Here is a 17,210-nt window from a genome sequence, read left to right as displayed (position 1 = left end):
GAAGCGTATCGATATCAGCCAATCGATGTAGGGAAATTGTAGCGTGACACTCATTCACACGCCAGCGTGCACAGCTTAATCGAAGCAGCGAAAAGTCCAATGATTTCAAGGGACACCGCTTACCCTGAGGAACAAAATACGTCATGAAACTGAAACGCTTCTTCCTTGGCGGCCTCGCGGCACTGGTCGTTCTGCTCGTCGGCGGCTTCTTCCTCCTGCCCTATATGCTGGACGGAACGATCAATCGCGTCGCCGATCACGAGCCTTATGACATTCCGCAGGAAATCACGCGGCTGCATCAGGGGCTAGTCGTCGCCGACCTCCACGCCGACACGCTGCTCTGGATACGCGATCCGCTGGACCGCGCCGATGACGGCCATGTGGACCTGCCCCGCTTGATCGACGGCAATGTCGCGCTCCAGGTTTTCTCCGTCGTGACCAAGGTCCCGATGGGCCAGAACTACGAAGAAAACGATGCGGGCTCGGATGTCGTTTCTCCCCTGTCGGTTGCGCAGCGCTGGCCCGCCCGCACATGGACAAGTCTCTATGAGCGCGCGATCTACCAGGCCGGAAAACTCGACGATGCCGAACGCCGCTCGGAGGGCCGGCTGGCAATCGTCCGCTGGCGCGAGGACCTCGAAGCCGTTCTCGCCGCCCGCGCGCAAGGCCGCGATGTGGTGGGCGGTCTTCTCGCCATGGAAGGCGGGCACCCGCTGGAAGGCGATATCGCCCATGTCGAGGATTTCTACCGCTCGGGCTATCGCATGATCGGCCTGCATCACTTCTTCGACAATGAGCTGGGCGGCTCGCTTCATGGCAAGAGCGACGGCGGGCTGACCGAATTCGGGCGCGATGTCCTGCGGGCGATGGAAGACCGCCGCATGATCGTCGACCTTGCCCCCTCCTCCCCCGCCATCGTGACCGACGTGCTGGCGTCCGCAACCCGCCCGGTGGTGATCTCCCATACCGGCATCAAGGGCGCCTGCGACAGCCCGCGCAATATCTCGGATACGCTGATGCAGCAGGTCGCCGCGGCGGGCGGCCTTGTCGGGGTCGGCTATTGGAAAGGCGCCGTCTGCGATGCAAGCCCCGCAGGCGTCGTGAAGGCGATCCGTTATGCGATCGACCTTCTGGGCGAAGACCATGTGGCGCTCGGCTCCGACTTCGACGGCGCGGTCGGCACGACTTTCGATGTCTCCGAGCTCGCCGTCCTCACACGCGAAATGATGGAAGCCGGTTTCACCCAAAACGAGATCGCCAAGGTGATGGGCGGCAACATCGTCCGCTTCATGCAGGAAAACCTCCCGTCGAAACCCGCGGAACCCCTGAAGGACGGTGCATGACCGCCTGTCATATCTCTTTAAAAGCGCGGCCTTTGACCCTATATTCCCCTTGTCGGACTTGTTCCGACTATGGCGGTAAACTGGTTGTGTAATAAACCCATCGGACCCGGGGGCAGTACCCGGCGCCTCCACCAGATTCCCTGCGAGTGCAGGAGCGTGTTGCCGGTCAGCCGGCACCATTCTGGGGGCGAAACAGGATCGACGAGGGCGTAAAGACTTCTCTTCTGCTCGGCATGGTTCCGCCGTTATCGGGCCGATTCAATAGTTGCCAACGACAACTATGCTGAGGCACGTCTCGCTGCGTAATGCAGTGCGACAACCTCTTTTAAGTCCTTGCCTGTAGCAGGGTAAGGCGGGGTTCGGAGGCACCTGGCAACAGAAGCCTCCACTTTCATTCTGGCGCGAACGCTCATTTTCGATGCCGTTGCGGAACGAGACACTGTTCGTTACGACACACCGATTACGCGTTCTGCGGCGCCTGCCCGCCAATAACCCCTGCATCGGCTGGACGTTGTGCGATAAGGCTGCTTGAATCGCTGGAACATTTCTGTCGCGCACCGAGTCGGCTGCGCCCGAAAAGCAAACTCAGGGGAAATGACTTGTCCGAAGATCAGATGCGATACGATCTGCTGGCTCAGGAAGCACTGCGCGGGGTGATCCGCAAGGCGCTCAGGATCGCGCGCGACGAAGGCCTGCCGGGCGAGCATCACTTCTACATTTCCTTCCGCACAGGCGCGCCGGGCGTCGAAATCTCCGAGCGGCTGCGCAGCCAGTACCCGGAAGAAATCACGATCGTGCTCCAGCACCAGTTCTGGAACCTCGAAGTGCTGGACGATTATTTCTCCGTCGACCTCACCTTCAACAAGGTGCCCGAACGTCTGGTCGTGCCCTATGCCGCCGTACAGGGTTTTTTCGACCCCAGCGTACAGTTCGGCCTCCAGTTCAACGTGGAAGGCGCACCCGGCAGCGAGGCCGCGCCGGAGACGGGCGACCAGCCCGCCGCCACGGAGGCGTCCCGCAGCATGGAAGAGCCGCTGGTAAAGGAAGAAAATGCCGAGCCCGAGGAAGAAGCCACGGGCGAAGTGGTGAGCCTCGACGCGTTCCGGAAGAAATAACGGCGCCATTGGCGCCCTCCAATCCCCCCATTTGACGCCCGTTGACGCAAAACGCGTTGCGCAGACGGGCGGCGATCCCGCTGGAAGCCCCTGCCCCACGGCGCTAGGCTTTCTCCATGGCAAAGCAATTTTCTCATATCGAGCCCGACCACCGGGACTTCATCGAACGGCAGCACATCTTCTTCACGGCTTCCGCGACGGGAGACTCGCGCGTCAATCTCTCGCCCAAGGGCCTCGACGGACTGCGCGTGCTGGATGAAACCCATGTCTGCTACATGGACCGGACGGGCAGCGGCAACGAAACCTCCGCCCATCTGAAAGCTGACGGGCGGCTGACCGTCATGTTCTGCGCCTTCGAGGGCCCGCCCCTGATCCTGCGCCTCTATGGCAAGGGCAAGGTGCTGCATCGCGGATCGCCGGAATATGCCGATCTGCTGGCCTCAGCCTTCAATGGCGACGAGCCGCCCGGCGCGCGCCAGATCGTCGTGCTCGATATCGACCTCGTCCAGACCTCCTGCGGCTACGGCGTCCCCCTTCACGACTACAAGGGAGAGCGGCCCTCGCTCACAAACTGGGCGGTCAACCAGGGCGAGGACGGCATCGAGGCCTATTGGCGGAAGAAGAACCTGACCAGCATGGACGGCCTGCCGACCGGGCTGCCCGTCGCCGAGGATACGGACGCAGCGTCCGAATAGCGCTCGCGGCCCTTCCCGCTCCCCTCTCTTGGCCCCCTCCTCCCCGCGTGATAAATCACCCGCCATCCCTTATCCGTGAGCGCGAGGACCCGAGCCAATGACCAAGACCCGCACCGAAACCGATACTTTCGGCCCGATTGAAGTCGACGACAGCAAATATTGGGGGGCTCAGGCCCAGCGCTCGCTCGGCAATTTCAAGATCGGCTGGGAAAAGCAGCCTCTTTCAGTCGTCCGCGCCCTCGGCATCGTGAAGCGCGCCTGCGCCGAAGCGAATATGGAGCTTGGCCGCCTCGACCCCGAACTCGGCAAGACCATCGTCGCCGCAGCCCAGGAAGTGATCGACGGCAAGCTCAACGAGCATTTCCCGCTGGTCGTCTGGCAGACCGGCTCCGGCACCCAGTCCAACATGAACTCGAACGAGGTGATCTCCAACCGCGCCATCGAGATGCTGGGCGGCGAGAAGGGCTCCAAGAAGCCCGTGCATCCGAACGACCATGTGAACATGTCGCAGTCGTCCAACGACACCTATCCGACGGCCATGCATATCGCCTGCGCCGAGGAAGTGACGCATTCCCTGCTGCCCGCGCTCGAGCATCTGGCAAAAGCGCTGGAGGCCAAGCAGAAGGAATTCGACCACATCATCAAGATCGGCCGCACCCACACGCAGGACGCGACCCCGCTCACGCTCGGCCAGGAATTCTCCGGCTACACCGAACAGGTGAAATCGGCGATCGCCCGCATCAAGCTGACGCTGTCCGGTCTCTGCCAGCTCGCCCAGGGCGGCACCGCCGTCGGCACCGGCCTCAACGCGCCTGTGGGCTTTGCCGAAAAAGTGGCCGAAAAGGTCTCCGGCATCACCGGCCTGCCCTTCGTCACCGCGCCCAACAAGTTCGAAGTGCTGGCCGCGCATGACGCCATGGTCTTCGCACATGGCGCGATCACGTCGGCCGCGATGGCCTGCTTCAAGATCGCCAACGACATCCGCTATCTCGGCTCCGGTCCGCGCGCGGGCCTCGGCGAACTGTCCCTGCCGGAAAACGAACCCGGCTCCTCCATCATGCCGGGCAAGGTGAACCCGACCCAGTGCGAGGCGATGACGCAGGTCTGCGCCCATGTACATGGCAACAATGCCGCGCTTTCCTTTGCCGGCAGCCAGGGCCAGTTCGAGTTGAACGTCTACAATCCGATGATGGCCTACAACTTCCTGCAATCGGTGAAGCTTCTCTCCGACGCCGCGATCTCCTTCACCGACAATTGCGTCGTCGGCATCGAGGCCCGCGAGGAAAACATCAAGCAGGGGCTGGAACGCTCGCTCATGCTGGTCACCGCGCTGGCGCCGAAGATCGGCTATGACAACGCGGCCAAGATCGCCAAGACTGCGCACAAGAACGGCACCACGCTGCGCGAGGAAGCAGTCGGCGGCGGCTATGTGACGAATGAGGAATTCGACGAATATGTCCGTCCGGAGAAGATGATTTCTCCGAACTGATCCCCTTCCCGCGCCGGGGCGTCATCCGGCGAACCGGCGCGGCACAGGAGACGCCCATGCAAGGCGAGATCAAACGGTCGGTCACCATTGCGGGCCACCGCACCAGCATCTCCATCGAGCCGCCCTTCTGGGACGGATTGAAGGAACTCGCCTGCTCGCAGAAAATCTCCGTCAACGAACTGGTACGCCGTATCGACGCCGAACGCGGTGGAGAGGGAAACCTCTCCAGCGCCGTGCGCATCTATGTGTTCGAGAATTTCCGCAATCGCGACAGCTGCCCGACGGACTGACTTACAGGCTGACCGGCGATCAGTTCGAGGGCCGCACCACCGGCACAGGTGCCGTAGCCGCGCCGGTCTCATTGTCGTTCGCAGGCTCTTTTGGGTCCGTCGGGGATTTCGACGACGGCGGCGTTATCATGTTCCGGATGTCGGCGGGCAGATCGACGCCGAGCTTTTCCGCCTGCCCCGCCAGAATGAGCGACGACACATGGCTTTCAAGCCGGGCCGTGTCCGTGGAAACGGCGATCCCGCCATGCGGCCCCGCCGCATTCACCGAATAGGCCGGGCTCCCTGCGGGCTGGTCGCCGGTCACCGTCAGTTCGGCATCCGCGCCAAGCCGTGACAGATCGTAGAACGCAGCGAGTTTCCCTTTACCGCCCTGCAGCGCCACTTCGTCATCCTTGAAGGAGGCGACACCGTCCTTGAGCGTGAACGGACCGGCAATATCCCCGGTCGAAGTGTCCCCTGCGAGCAGCACGTTCTTCACCACGCCGTCGAACGCCTCGATATCTTCGAGCCGTCCAAGCGCTTTGCCGAAGCCGTCCACATCCAGCGGATGCAGCACGGTATCCTCCAGCCGGATCTGACCCTCGCCGCTTGCCGACCCGACAAGCGAAAGCCAGCTCAATCCTTTCGCTGCAATATGCAGATTGACGGTGGCGCGTCCTTCGCCCGGCGACGCCCCGAATGCCTGTTCGGAAAGCCGGGCAAGATCGGCCCCCTCGACGAGGCCGGTGAATTCGACCTGTTTTTCCAGCGCACCCGGTTCATCACCGCCGGCATGGAAACGCACATTCATCGAGGCCCGCCCGCCGGCAAGGTCACCGACAAGCGGCGAGACGTTCATCACGCCATCCGCCATGCCAATCGTACCTTCCGCATCCTTCATCGCCAGTGGTCCAAGCGTAAGCAGACCGGATTTGAATTCGATATTGCCCTTCAGAGCACGGAGCATATGCCAGTCGATGGCGTCTGCCGACCAGACGCTTCCCGTCGCAGCATCCGCTCGCGCCGCCAGCCCTGCCAGCGGCGTGACATTGAGCCGGTTGGTTTCGATGTCGCCTGAAATATCGGCAGGTTCGCCATCGGCAGGCGCGGTGTAGATCATTTTGCCCGACAGGCGGAAATTGCCCGCCACCGTTTCGAGGTCGGTAAGGGAGAGATGCGCCTTATCCCAGTCCAGGTCGGCCGACCCGACGAAACCGGCACCCTGCATCTGGGCAAGCATCCAGTCCGACAGCGTGCCTGTCGCGCCGAAGGCCGCCGTCACCGTATCGGCACGCCCGGCAGAAAGGTTCACCTTGCCCTCGAACCGCAGCTTGCTGAACGGATCTGTCGCCTCCCCCTCCGCGGTGAAGGAGGCATCGCCGATATGGGCGCGGAAGGAAGTCTTGTAGTTCCCGCCTATTCCATCCATCCGGATCGACGCGGTTCCGCTGCCCTCCAGCGTATCGGCGGGATCGAGACCGAACTGCCGCAGCAATTCGCGCCCTTCCGGATGCGCGGCATTGGCGATGATCTCGAGTTCGTCCAGCTTGCCGCCATCGCCATGATGTCGCTTTATAAGGGCGTCCACGCGCGCCCCGCTCACCATGCCGCGCATGGTAAGCGTATCCACGCGGCGGTCGCTGTCATCGGCCTCGCCGGTCGTCCCGTCGAATGTCATATCGACATTGCCCGGGAAGCGGTGCACATCGTATCCGGCCATATCGAGAAGCGCACCGAAGCGCGCCGCCTTGACGCTGCCGGAAAAGGTTCCGCGAATAGTCTCGCGCTCGCCCGTGGTCACACCGTCGAGACGGCCGGAGAAACCGATCGCAGCGCCCTTCAGATCCCCGATGGACAGGCCGTTGACGATCAGGCGCCGGTTTTCGAGCGCGCCATCTGCAGAGATGTTGCTTGCCGTTTGGCCGGCCACGGTCAGCTCGTCCGCCGTGAATTTCAGCGTCACGTCATGCGTCCGGAAAAAGGGAAGCGCCTTTTCCCGGTCAGTCGGCAGCATGGCGAGCAACGGGTCCAGATCGAAGGCCGATGCCTCCAGTTCCGCCGAAAGCCGGGGCCGCGAAGCCGCTTCATATGAAATATCGCCGATCACCGCCGGCTGCGCCGCATCTGCCGAATAGCCGGCCCGGAGATCTTCGACAGTCAGGCTCGACGGCGTCACCGCGAGTTTGCCGGTCGCGGTAAAGGATATGCGCGGCGACGGGCTTTTCGGCGCAGGAGTAGCCTCCGTCGTCTCACCCGCGTCCGGCGGCACGTCCATGCCCGCACGACGAAGCCATTCCGCAAAACCTTCCAGGTCGCGGCTGGCCAGCGAGAATTGGCCGTCGAAAGCGGAAACCCCGCCCGCCTCTTCCGGCGCCGTCAGCGTGCCGCCGACACTGACTTTCGTCAGCCCCGGTGCCTCCGCGGACAATTGACCGATTTTCCACATTCCATGGTCGAGCGCGAGATCGGCTTTTGCGTCGGCGAAGACGGAATCGCCCAGCAGCAATTCCCCCGCTGAAAGATCGAGAGTGCCGTCGATCCCCGCCGGATGCGGCAATCGGTTCAGCAAGGCGAAAGGCGCATCTTCCGCAGCACTGTCAGCGCCGCTATCGGCAATCAGGATCGCCGCGAGACGATCGGCCCGGAAACCGGCACCGCCAAGCGTTGCCTCGAATACGGGACGCTCTCCGGTCAGGTCGAGTTGTCCCCGTCCCTTCAGGGAGGTCCCGCCGCTCGACAGCACCATATCGCGCAGCGTGACGGAGCTGGTGCGTGCGACCATTCCCGCCTGCAGGCTGACCGGGCTCGCCTCCCCGTCCTGCGCCGCACCGAGAAGCAATGATGCCTTGCCGTCGAGACGGGCCGCGGCGGAAAACTCCGTCGCGATACCACTGAACTTGAACGCAGCCTGCGACGCCGGAAACCCAAGCTCCAGCGTGACGGGGAAAGCCTTCGAGCCGCCGAAATTGCCCAGCACGACACTTGCCGACATCGGTATGTCGTGCGACGTGAAGGTCACATCGGCCCGCATCGGCCCGACCAGGGCCTGCGCGCTGACCGTGCCGCTGACGTCTGTCGCCTGCCATGTCCGGCCATTGGTGCGATTGACATAGGTCACCGAGCCGTCGCTGAAACTCGCGCCCTTCAGACTGGTCGATGCGAGAGAGAACGCGCCTTCCTCCGACGCCGCTGCGCCTTCCACGAAGTCTTTCCAGTTGGCAACGCCATCGGACGCCACTTCGAGGTTTACCCGCGGCTTCACGATATTGATGCGCGTGACTTCGATATCGCCCGAAAGGAGCGGCGCCAGTGCAAGTTCGCCGTCCATCTGCTCCATGCGCATAAGCGCCGGCGCTTCGGCACCCGGTGCGTTGGCAATGGTGACACGCCCGAGCGACAGCCGGGGCGCAGGCAGGATGCGGAACCGGATGTCCCCCTCGATGGTGACATCATGCCCGGTGATGCGCGACGCCTGTCGTTCGAACTCCGCCCGGAAGTCCTTCCAGTCCACGAGGCTGGGACCGACAAGCAGCGCAATCAGCAACACGACAAGCGCGCCGGCAATATAAGTGAGTATCTGGTTCAAGGACGCGCTCCAGCCCCCGCGGAATCGCTCGCAACGCACGCACTGCGACGCTTTTCATTCTCACCTGCCGGCCACCCCGGCCGACTGAACTTTCGCAACTCCCCGTCCAAGCTTAAGCTTGGCCCCGTAACGAGGATGGATGCATGTTCCACGGGTTATATCGGGAAAACCATGTCTGAAAAGCACCCAAACGTAGTTAATTTTTCGTCAGCCCGAAAATTGGCCCGCGCAGCCAAGCAGCGTGACGAAAGAAAGACCCGAAAGGAACAGGCTGAGGCCAATCGCATACGCTTCGGGCGGACCGGCGCGGAGAAGAAAGCGGAACGCGAAAAACTGAAAAAGGCGGAGCGCGCACTCGACGAGAAGAAGCTCGACCATCCCGCGCCCCTGCCCGATTCTTCCGACAAACCCGACTGACGCTCACCCTTTGCAGGGGGGGATTGACGGAATTTCCGCCAAATCATATATAACTGAACAGTCAGTTATATATGGATCGAAACGATGAGTGCCGACCCCACCTCCCTCTCCGCCGATGAACCGCGCTGGCAGCGGCGTTCCGAAGAACGCCCCGGCGAAATCATGCGGGCCGGCCTCGAGCTGTTCGCCCGCAAGGGCTTCGCCGCCACCAGGCTGGAGGACATCGCCGACGCCGCCGGGGTGAGCAAGGCAACCATCTATCTCTACTTCAAGAACAAGCAGGACCTTTTCGTCGCCACCGTGCGCGAATTCGCCGAGGCCCGCGTCGACCGCATCGAGGCATTTCTCGACAATTACGAAGGCGGATATTCGGAGCTTCTCGACCTCGTGCTGCGCCAGCTCTACGAGGTCGTACAAACGCCCGAGCTGCGCGCCATCGTAAAGACGCTGATCGCCGAGGCGGGAAACTTCGAAGAGATACGTAACTATCACCGCGACCACGTCGTTCTGAAAGGTCTGGGCATGATGACACGCATCGTCGAAGCGGGGATTAAGACCGGTGAGTTCAGACCCTGCGACGCCAGTGCGACGGTACAGAGCATTGTCTTCCCCTTCCTGATGAACAGCCTCGGCCGCCAGACATTCGGCGAATTACCGCAGTTCGATCCGGAAGCCCTCTTCGCGTCGCATCTGGAATTCGTAAAGCGCGGCCTTGCAGCGGACAGGGAGTCGTAAATCATGCGCCTCCTCCCCCTCCTCTCCGTCTGCCTGGCCGCGCTGCCTCTCCTCGCCTGCGACAACCAAAACGCTGACACATGGCAAGGCTATGCCGAAGGCGAATATGTGCGCGTCGCACCGCTTGAAGGCGGCATCGTGAAAAGCGTCGACGTCGCCCGTGGCGATGAAGTCACCACAGGCGAGCTGCTCTTCACCCTGGAGAACACGCAACAGAAAGCCGCCCGCGACCAGGCCGAAGCGAAACTCCAACAGGCGAAGGCCAATCTTGAAGACCTGCTGAAGGGCCTGCGCCCTTCCGAACTCGACCAGCTTTACGCGGAACGGAGCCGCGCCCTCGCCGCGCTGCGCAACGCCCAGCTGGACTTCACCCGCAAGACGAAGCTGCGTGCAAACGGCAATGTCTCACAAGCCGTAGTGGATGCCGCCCGCGCGACACGCGATGAAGCCGCCGCCACGCTGAAGAATGTCTCCGCGCAGATCGCAACAGGTACGCAAGGCGCCCGCCCCGACCGGATCGATCAGGCCCGTGCCAATGTGCAAGCTGCAAAGGCTGCACTCGAGGAAGCCGATTACCGCCTCTCCCGGCGCGAGGGTCGCGCGCCCGCCAATGCGCGCGTGGAAGACACCATGTTCCGCCCCGGCGAATTCGCGGCGACGAGCCAGCCCGTGGTGAGCCTCCTGCCGCCGGAAAACATCAAGGTCCGCTTCTTCATTCCCGAGCCGGAACTGGGCGCCGTGCATGTCGGCGACAAGGTGCGCTTCAGCTGCGACAGTTGTTCCGACGACATGAAAGGCACAATCCGCTTCATCGCCGACCGCTCCGAATTCACGCCGCCGGTCATCTATTCCAACGAATCCCGCGGCAAGCTCGTCTATATGGCGGAAGCCTGGCCCGACAAGCCGGGCACGAAACTCCATCCCGGCCAGCCGGTGGATGTGACGCTGGAGCAGGGGCATGAATGAGCCCCACCACGCACCACCGCACGGCGACGACCCGCCCCTCGTCATCGACGTCCACGGCCTGACCAAATCCTTTGGCGATACGGTGGTGGTGGATCATGTCGACATGCAGGTGCATGAAGGCGAAATCTACGGCTTTCTCGGCCCGAACGGATCCGGCAAGACGACGACCATCCGAATGCTGTGCGGCTTGCTCACCCCGGATGAAGGCCAAGGCACCTGCCTGGGCTATGACATCCTCACCCAGAGCGAAGAGATCAGGCTGCAGGTCGGCTACATGACCCAGCGCTTCAGTTTCTATGAGGATCTGTCGATCCGGGAAAATCTCGACTTCGTCGCCGCGATCTTCGGATTGCCGGACCGGCGCGAGAAGGTCGACAGGACGCTCGAAAAACTCAACCTCGCCAATCGGCAGAACCAGCTGGCCGGGACGTTGTCGGGCGGCTGGAAACAGCGCCTTGCCCTGGCGGCCTGCGTGATGCACGAACCGAAACTTCTGCTGCTCGACGAACCGACGGCGGGCGTCGACCCCAAGGCGCGGCGCGACTTCTGGGATGAAATCCATGGCCTCGCACAGGACGGCCTCACCGTGCTCGTCAGCACGCATTACATGGATGAAGCGGAACGCTGCCACAAGATTTGTTACCTCGCCTATGGCCAATTGCTGACCAAGGGCACGGTGAACGAGGTCGTGGAGCATTCCGGGCTTTGCACATGGCATGTCACCGGACAGAACCAGCGGCAAATTCTTCGGCTGGCGCATGAGCTGGAAGGCCGCAACGGCGTGGAAATGGTTGCCCCCTTCGGCATCACCCTTCATGTCAGCGGATCCAGCGAAGGTGCGCTCGACCGGGCGGTGGAGCCCTATCGGGGCCAGGAAGGGTTGAGCTGGAAAAAGGGCGAGCCCTCGCTTGAAGACGTTTTCATCCACATGATGCAGAGCGCCAGCGACAATTTCCCGGGGCAGGCGCAAGAGGCCCTGCCATGAAACCGGGCCGCATTTCGCCAAGCCGTATCGGCGCGATGATCCGCAAGGAATTCATTCAGATGCGCCGCGACAGGCTGACCTTTGCGATGATGCTTGCCATTCCCGTGATGCAGCTCCTGCTTTTCGGCTATGCGATCAACTCCGACCCCAAGGACCTGCCGACCGCGCTTTACGTGCAGGATCATTCGGTCTTCACACGCGACATCGCCGCCGCGCTGACCAATACCGGCTATTTCAGGATCGTCAGCCATCCGGAAACGGAGCAGGAGGCCAACGACCTCATAAGGCGCGGAAAAGTGCAGTTCCTCATCCAGGTGCCGCCGGACTTTTCGCGCAAACTGCAACGCGGCGAACGCCCTGCGCTTCTGCTCGATGCCGACGCCACCGACCCCGCCGCCACGGGCAATGCGATTGCCGCGCTTCAGCAACTCGGCACGCAAGCCCTGACACACGACCTCAAGGGCCCCCTCGCCTCCCTGTCGCCGACACCACCCCCCTTCAATGTCGTCATCCACCGGCGCTACAACCCCGAAGGCATCACGCAATACAATATCGTGCCCGGTTTGCTGGGCGTGATCCTGACCATGACCATGGTGATCTTCACCGCGCTCGCGGTAACGCGCGAAACCGAACGCGGCACGATGGAAAACCTGCTCACCATGCCGGTTCGTCCGCTGGAGGTGATGGCCGGCAAGATCATTCCCTACATCATGGTCGGATACATTCAGACCGCCTTCGTGCTCGCTGCGGCCTGGGCGCTCTTCAACGTACCGATGGTCGGCAGTCTTTTTCTGCTTTCAACCGTATTGCTGGTCTTCGTCGCCGCGAACCTTGCCGTCGGCTTCACCTTTTCCACGCTGGCCCGCAATCAGTTGCAGGCCATGCAGATGGCGTTCTTCTTCTTCCTGCCGTCGATCCTGCTGTCGGGTTTCATGTTTCCTTTTCGCGGCATGCCCGTCTGGGCGCAATGGATCGGCGAAGCGCTGCCCCTCACCCATTTCCTGAGAATCGTGCGCGGCATTCTGTTGAAGGGAAACGGCATCGCGGACATCGCGATGGATACGGGCGCGATCCTTCTCTTTCTCGTCGTCATCTCGACAATCGCGCTGAACCGCTACCGCCAGACACTGGATTGATGCCGATTGGCAGCGCGGCGCCGCCCCGTTAGCATGCCGTCCAAACAATATGGGACGGAAAACGCATGACGGACTTCCCCGCCGAACCGATCGAATGCCCGCCACGCAAGGTGGAGAGCGAGTGGATCGACCTCAATGGCCATATGAACATGGCCTATTACCATCTGCTCTTCGACGAAGCGCTCGACAGGCTCTTCACCGATCTGGGCTTCGGCTGGGAATATACGCAAGCCGGAGAAGGCACAGGCTTCACCGCCGAAGTCCATGTCTGCTATCTCGCCGAACTGAATGAAGGCGACCCGGTTCGCATCACCTATCAGCTGCTCGACGCGGACGAAAAACGCATCCATGTCTTTGGGCGCATGTATCACGGCACGGAAGGCTATCTGGCCGCCACATCCGAACAGATGTGCATCCATGTAAGCCTGAAGACGCGCCGGGTGACGCCGTTCCCGCCGGACATTCAGGCCCGCATTGCAAAGCTGATGGACGCACATCGCGCCCTGCCCCGCCCCGAACAGGCGGGCCGCGTCATCGGCATTCGGAAAAAATAGCGGGCTAGCCCATCTGCGAGGCAAGTACGGCATCGGCAAGCTGCGGTTTGCCGATAACCCCCTTCACATGTTCCGCACGCGGCACGCCCGGCTGATCCGGAATGATAAGGGCGATCTGCGTCTTGCGCTTGTGCAGTCGCCGGATCACCTCTTCCAGCGTGCTGTTCTCCCGTCCGATCGTGAAATCGGTCAGGGCAATATCGAGAAGCGTCTCGGGATGGTCCTGCCGGGACGGTATGGCGATACGTGAATCCAGGGGGACAACGCCCGCAATCCGCTCACCGTCGCGCAGGACGATGAAGCGCACTCCGCCGCCCTGCGACAGATAGGTCAGCGCTTCCTCGATAGGGGTGTCGACAGCCATCACCGTCACGCTCGTATCCATCACTTCATGGCAGGCGCGAACCAGATAGGCGTTGGAGTAGCGGTCCTTGGGTATCCGCCGCCCGCGCCGCACCAGCTTCATGGTGTAGATGTTCTCGCTCAGCAGCGCGCGGCGAACGCCCACCGCGACGGCCACCGCCATGATGAGCGGGATGATGATGTTGTAGTCGCGGGTCATCTCGAAGACCATGGTGATCGCCGTCATCGAGGCGCCCGTCGCTCCGCCGACCACCGCAGCCATGCCGACCATCGCATATTCCGCGACCGTCGCGCCGTGCCCCGGCCAGACGATGAGCATGAGCGCACCGAATGCACCGCCCAGCGTCGACCCGATGAAAAGCGAAGGCGCGAAAACGCCGCCCGACGCCCCTGACCCGAGCGAAATGGAGGTCGCCAGAAGCTTGGCCACGCACAGAAAGCCCAGAAGCAGAATACTTTCGAGATGGCCCTGGAGAATGTTCTGAATGGTACCGTAGCCCACGCCGGTCACGAAATAATGACCGCCCCACAGCACGAACAGATAGCCCATCACGCCGACCATCGACATGCCGACGATGTTGCGGATGTATTCGTTCTCGAACCGCTTGGGGAACTGCTCCTCGCAAAATACGAGCGTGCGGATGAAGCCCCAGGCGGCTATCCCGCAAAGAATGCCAAGCACCACGAAGGCACCCAGGTTCACGAGATCAACGGCCTGCTCGCTCGGGATGGGCGCCAGCGCTACGAGAAAGGCCGGCTGCAAACCGAAGAAAAGGCGACCCACATAGGCCGCCGAGCCCGTCGCGATCACGACCGGCAGAAAGGTACGCGGGCTGATCTCCGGCAGCATCAATTCGATCGTGAAAAGCACCCCGCCCAGGGGCGTGTTGAAGGTGGCGGCGATACCGGCGCCCGCACCGGCCGCGAGAAGCGTGATGCGCTGCCAGCTCGGCAGATTGGTCAGCTGCGCAAAGGAAGACCCGAGTGCCGCCCCGATCTGCACGATGGGCCCTTCGCGGCCCACCGATGCGCCGGAGCCGATGGAAAGCGCCGAGGCGAGCGACTTGATCACCGCCACGATGGGACGAACCCGGCCTTCCTTGTGATAGATCGCATCCATCACTTCCGGCACGCCATGCCCTCTGGCTTCCGGCGCGTAATTCTTCACCAGATAGACGACGCCGAGCCCGCCAATGACGGGCGCAAGTATGAAGAACGCGCCCCACGGCCCCGGCTCGGTGAGCTGGTTGGAGTCGTAGCTGAAGCTGAACTCCCCCAGAAAGAAGATGTTGTGAACCAGGCTGACCAGAGCCCGGAAGGCCACCGCGCCAAGACCGGTGAAAAGACCGACGGCGAGAGCGAGCAGAGACAGCCCGGCCAGGTTCACCCTGCGATAGCCATCCTCGTCCTTCTCAAGCATCTCGCCCCTTTCCGCCTGGCCGGTCCGATGGCGGCTGGCGTCATCGCCGCGCTCGGATCAACCGATCTCCGGGTTTCACCGCCTTTTGGCATGTCGAAAGCCCGCGGAAACGGGCTCATCCTGTGTAGCACAGGCCCGTTTTCGCCCTCAAGTCGGCAGAAATTTCGTCTGAATGGAAGAAAATCAGGAGGCGGATGAAGACGGCCCGTCCCGCTTTTCGTCGGGGCCGGCTTCCGCGCCGTCATCTAGCTTTTTGTCGTCCCTGCTCCCGCGCAAGGGGGCATCGGGACCGGCCTCGGCGAGGAATTTATGCGACAGCGCGTGATAGACCCCTTCCTTGCAGACAAGGCGGGAGGTCGACCGCGCGATCAGCGCAGCCAGCATGAGAGGCACCAGCATGCCGTGATTGTCGGTCATTTCGGCGACGATCACGAAGGCGGTGATGGGCGCCTGAACCACGCCGGCGAAATAGGCGACCATCCCGAGCAGCACAAGCGCGCCGATCGGCGTGTCGGGGAAGAAGTAGCTGAGATTGGACCCGATACCCGCGCCCACCGACAGCGACGGCGCGAAGAAGCCGCCCGGCAGCCCGCTGATGGAGGAAAGCGCCGTCGCAAGCAGCTTCAGCGGCGCGAAATACCAGGACAGCGTTTCACGGCTGTGCAGCACTTCCCGGGCCTGCTCATAGCCCGTTCCGTAAACGCTGCCATGGGTAAGAACACCGCACAGTGCCACCAGCAGGCCGCAGGCCGCGGCGAAGAGAACGGGCCGCGACTTGATAATCTGCCCGAACCGCCCCCGGAACCCGGCCCCGAACAGGACAAGGACACGGCTGAAAATGCCGCCCATGAGGCCCCCCACCACACCGCAGATACCGACGGCCACCCAGTCCACCAGATGGGGCAGATGGGCCGAGCTGGATCCGAAATAGGTGTAGTTGCCGAACAGGGCGAGCGAGGTCATGCCGGCGGCCACGATGGCACCGATGATGAGACCGCTGGTGCGCGACTCGAAGCTTCGGCTCATCTCCTCGATGCCGAACACGATCCCGGCCATCGGCGTGTTGAACGCCGCCGCGATGCCCGCGCAGGAGCCTGCCAGAATGAGACCCGGCTGGCGGCGCGGGGAATAACCGCCGATCGCGGCCATGATGGATGCGCCGACCTGAACAGTAGGTCCCTCGCGGCCGATCGAGGCCCCGCAAAGCAGCCCTGCGATGGTCAGAATGCTTTTGCCGATGGCAATTCTGATCGAAACGAGCTTTCGCCTGTCGCGGGGCGCACGCAAGGCCCGCGCGGCAATCGCCTGCGGGATACCGCTGCCTTGCGAATTCGGGAAATAGGTGTTCGTCGCATAGACGATGGCCGCAAAGCCCAGCGGCGTCAGCAGCAGCACGCCATAGGGAAACTCTGTCTGGAAGCTATGAAAGAGCGCCTGCGCCTGGTCCGCCGCGAGCGCAAGCCCGACGGCCGCGGCCCCCACGACAAGGCCGCCTATGACGAAGATAACGCGGCGCTGAAGCCGCTGCGAATGGAGGCGCAGCAACCGCCTGCGGCGGTGGCGCTTCGGGATCAGCATCTGTCTGCTACCGGATCAGGACGAGGCGGTTACGCCTCGGAAATCGTCATCGGACACCCGCATTCGGAAGGCGAAAGCTACGCCGGAACGCACATTAAAGCGCGTCCACCCGTCTTGCCGGGGTTAATGACGCCCCTTATCTATCGGGGTTGTCGGCAGAATCCAAGACACTTGCGGAAAGTTTCTGGCCCCCGCCCCATTACCGTTCCGTCATGCTAGGGTCGGACAAGCTGAATCGGGGGCCATCGCGATTTCCGGACCCTCTGGCGGCAAATTCACTCGAAACCAATCCGAAGTATATGACGAACGATCCCTTCGATCTTGGATCCATTCCCGAAGAACAGACGGCACGCTCCACCAGCGCCGCCGCGCGATCCGCCATGCAGGCGAGCGCGCCCTATCTCGACGGATTGAATGCCGAGCAGCGCGAAGCCGTGGAAAGCCAGGACGGACCCGTCCTCGTACTGGCAGGCGCCGGCACGGGGAAAACCCGCGTTTTGACCACCCGCCTCGCCCATCTGCTGGCCACGCGAAAGGCCTGGCCGAGCCAGATCCTCGC

15 protein-coding genes and 1 other RNA gene are annotated in these 17,210 nt (G+C 62.5%); 13 read left to right on the top strand and 3 right to left on the bottom strand.

Features of this window, described 5'->3' with window-relative positions:
- Nucleotides 1-143: 143 nt before the first annotated feature.
- From CMI59_RS13340 to CMI59_RS13315, 6 genes are all read left to right on the top strand, one after another.
- Nucleotides 144-1,343: a membrane dipeptidase gene (locus CMI59_RS13340; protein WP_293328730.1), complete on the top strand. Its 1,200-nt coding sequence runs from the start codon at nucleotides 144-146 to the stop codon at nucleotides 1,341-1,343.
- Between the two features lie 12 nt (nucleotides 1,344-1,355).
- Nucleotides 1,356-1,733: a transfer-messenger RNA gene (gene ssrA / locus CMI59_RS13335) on the top strand.
- A gap of 209 nt (nucleotides 1,734-1,942) precedes the next feature.
- Nucleotides 1,943-2,458, top strand: coding sequence for a ClpXP protease specificity-enhancing factor SspB (locus tag CMI59_RS13330; RefSeq protein ID WP_293328729.1), 516 nt, complete (start codon nucleotides 1,943-1,945; stop codon nucleotides 2,456-2,458).
- 116 nt (nucleotides 2,459-2,574) lie between these two features.
- Nucleotides 2,575-3,153 carry a pyridoxamine 5'-phosphate oxidase family protein gene (locus CMI59_RS13325; RefSeq protein WP_293328728.1) on the top strand — a complete coding sequence of 193 codons (579 nt, stop codon included), beginning with the start codon at nucleotides 2,575-2,577 and terminating at the stop codon, nucleotides 3,151-3,153.
- A gap of 97 nt (nucleotides 3,154-3,250) precedes the next feature.
- Nucleotides 3,251-4,642, top strand: a complete 1,392-nt coding sequence (gene fumC, locus CMI59_RS13320) for a class II fumarate hydratase (RefSeq protein WP_293328727.1) — start codon at nucleotides 3,251-3,253, stop codon at nucleotides 4,640-4,642.
- A gap of 56 nt (nucleotides 4,643-4,698) precedes the next feature.
- Nucleotides 4,699-4,932 (top strand): ribbon-helix-helix domain-containing protein, encoded by a 234-nt coding sequence (locus CMI59_RS13315; RefSeq protein ID WP_293328726.1) that lies wholly within the window; start codon nucleotides 4,699-4,701, stop codon nucleotides 4,930-4,932.
- A 19-nt stretch (nucleotides 4,933-4,951) separates the two neighbouring features.
- Here CMI59_RS13315 and CMI59_RS13310 read toward each other — a convergent pair whose 3' ends face one another.
- Complete coding sequence (locus CMI59_RS13310; protein ID WP_293328725.1) at nucleotides 4,952-8,497, bottom strand: AsmA family protein; 3,546 nt, start codon at nucleotides 8,495-8,497, stop codon at nucleotides 4,952-4,954.
- Nucleotides 8,498-8,716: 219 nt separating this feature from the next.
- Here CMI59_RS13310 and CMI59_RS13305 point away from each other — a divergent pair, with 219 nt between their 5' ends.
- The 6 genes from CMI59_RS13305 (at nucleotide 8,717) to CMI59_RS13280 (ending at nucleotide 13,290) form a co-directional block, all read left to right on the top strand.
- Nucleotides 8,717-8,914: a DUF4169 family protein gene (locus tag CMI59_RS13305; RefSeq protein WP_293328724.1), complete on the top strand. Its 198-nt coding sequence runs from the start codon at nucleotides 8,717-8,719 to the stop codon at nucleotides 8,912-8,914.
- Between the two features lie 84 nt (nucleotides 8,915-8,998).
- Nucleotides 8,999-9,649, top strand: a complete 651-nt coding sequence (locus CMI59_RS13300; protein WP_293328723.1) for a TetR/AcrR family transcriptional regulator — start codon at nucleotides 8,999-9,001, stop codon at nucleotides 9,647-9,649.
- 3 nt (nucleotides 9,650-9,652) lie between these two features.
- On the top strand, nucleotides 9,653-10,615 hold the full coding sequence (locus tag CMI59_RS13295) for an HlyD family efflux transporter periplasmic adaptor subunit (protein ID WP_293328722.1): 963 nt from the start codon (nucleotides 9,653-9,655) through the stop codon (nucleotides 10,613-10,615).
- On the top strand, nucleotides 10,608-11,600 hold the full coding sequence (locus tag CMI59_RS13290) for an ABC transporter ATP-binding protein (protein WP_293328721.1): 993 nt from the start codon (nucleotides 10,608-10,610) through the stop codon (nucleotides 11,598-11,600). Before CMI59_RS13295 ends, CMI59_RS13290 begins: the two co-directional genes overlap by 8 nt.
- Entirely contained in the window at nucleotides 11,597-12,736 is a 1,140-nt protein-coding gene (locus tag CMI59_RS13285) for an ABC transporter permease (protein ID WP_293328720.1), read from the top strand. Before CMI59_RS13290 ends, CMI59_RS13285 begins: the two co-directional genes overlap by 4 nt.
- A gap of 65 nt (nucleotides 12,737-12,801) precedes the next feature.
- On the top strand, nucleotides 12,802-13,290 hold the full coding sequence (locus tag CMI59_RS13280; RefSeq protein ID WP_293328719.1) for a thioesterase family protein: 489 nt from the start codon (nucleotides 12,802-12,804) through the stop codon (nucleotides 13,288-13,290).
- Between the two features lie 4 nt (nucleotides 13,291-13,294).
- Here CMI59_RS13280 and CMI59_RS13275 read toward each other — a convergent pair whose 3' ends face one another.
- Nucleotides 13,295-15,073, bottom strand: coding sequence for a chloride channel protein (locus CMI59_RS13275; protein WP_293328718.1), 1,779 nt, complete (start codon nucleotides 15,071-15,073; stop codon nucleotides 13,295-13,297).
- Between the two features lie 183 nt (nucleotides 15,074-15,256).
- On the bottom strand, nucleotides 15,257-16,651 hold the full coding sequence (locus CMI59_RS13270; protein WP_293328717.1) for a chloride channel protein: 1,395 nt from the start codon (nucleotides 16,649-16,651) through the stop codon (nucleotides 15,257-15,259).
- Between the two features lie 299 nt (nucleotides 16,652-16,950).
- Here CMI59_RS13270 and CMI59_RS13265 point away from each other — a divergent pair.
- On the top strand, nucleotides 16,951-17,210 hold a 260-nt coding region (locus tag CMI59_RS13265; RefSeq protein WP_293328716.1), incomplete at its 3' end, for a UvrD-helicase domain-containing protein.

This window comes from Parvibaculum sp., assembly GCF_002684405.1.
In the GTDB taxonomy this organism is placed as follows: domain Bacteria; phylum Pseudomonadota; class Alphaproteobacteria; order Parvibaculales; family Parvibaculaceae; genus Parvibaculum.
The sequence above is the reverse complement of the archived record's forward strand: the minus strand, read 5'-3'. Positions and strand labels throughout refer to the sequence as shown.

Excerpts from the sequence above, each read along its gene's own strand:
- CMI59_RS13295 (WP_293328722.1), top strand. The coding sequence starts at position 9,653 with ATGCGCCTCCTCCCCCTCCTCTCCGTCTGCCTGGCCGCGCTGCCTCTC.
- CMI59_RS13275 (WP_293328718.1), bottom strand. The coding sequence starts at position 15,073 with ATGCTTGAGAAGGACGAGGATGGCTATCGCAGGGTGAACCTGGCCGGG.
- CMI59_RS13315 (WP_293328726.1), top strand. The coding sequence starts at position 4,699 with ATGCAAGGCGAGATCAAACGGTCGGTCACCATTGCGGGCCACCGCACC.
- CMI59_RS13290 (WP_293328721.1), top strand. The coding sequence starts at position 10,608 with ATGAATGAGCCCCACCACGCACCACCGCACGGCGACGACCCGCCCCTC.
- CMI59_RS13340 (WP_293328730.1), top strand. The coding sequence starts at position 144 with ATGAAACTGAAACGCTTCTTCCTTGGCGGCCTCGCGGCACTGGTCGTT.
- CMI59_RS13280 (WP_293328719.1), top strand. The coding sequence starts at position 12,802 with ATGACGGACTTCCCCGCCGAACCGATCGAATGCCCGCCACGCAAGGTG.
- CMI59_RS13270 (WP_293328717.1), bottom strand. The coding sequence starts at position 16,651 with ATGCTGATCCCGAAGCGCCACCGCCGCAGGCGGTTGCTGCGCCTCCAT.
- CMI59_RS13325 (WP_293328728.1), top strand. The coding sequence starts at position 2,575 with ATGGCAAAGCAATTTTCTCATATCGAGCCCGACCACCGGGACTTCATC.
- CMI59_RS13300 (WP_293328723.1), top strand. The coding sequence starts at position 8,999 with ATGAGTGCCGACCCCACCTCCCTCTCCGCCGATGAACCGCGCTGGCAG.
- fumC (WP_293328727.1), top strand. The coding sequence starts at position 3,251 with ATGACCAAGACCCGCACCGAAACCGATACTTTCGGCCCGATTGAAGTC.
- CMI59_RS13285 (WP_293328720.1), top strand. The coding sequence starts at position 11,597 with ATGAAACCGGGCCGCATTTCGCCAAGCCGTATCGGCGCGATGATCCGC.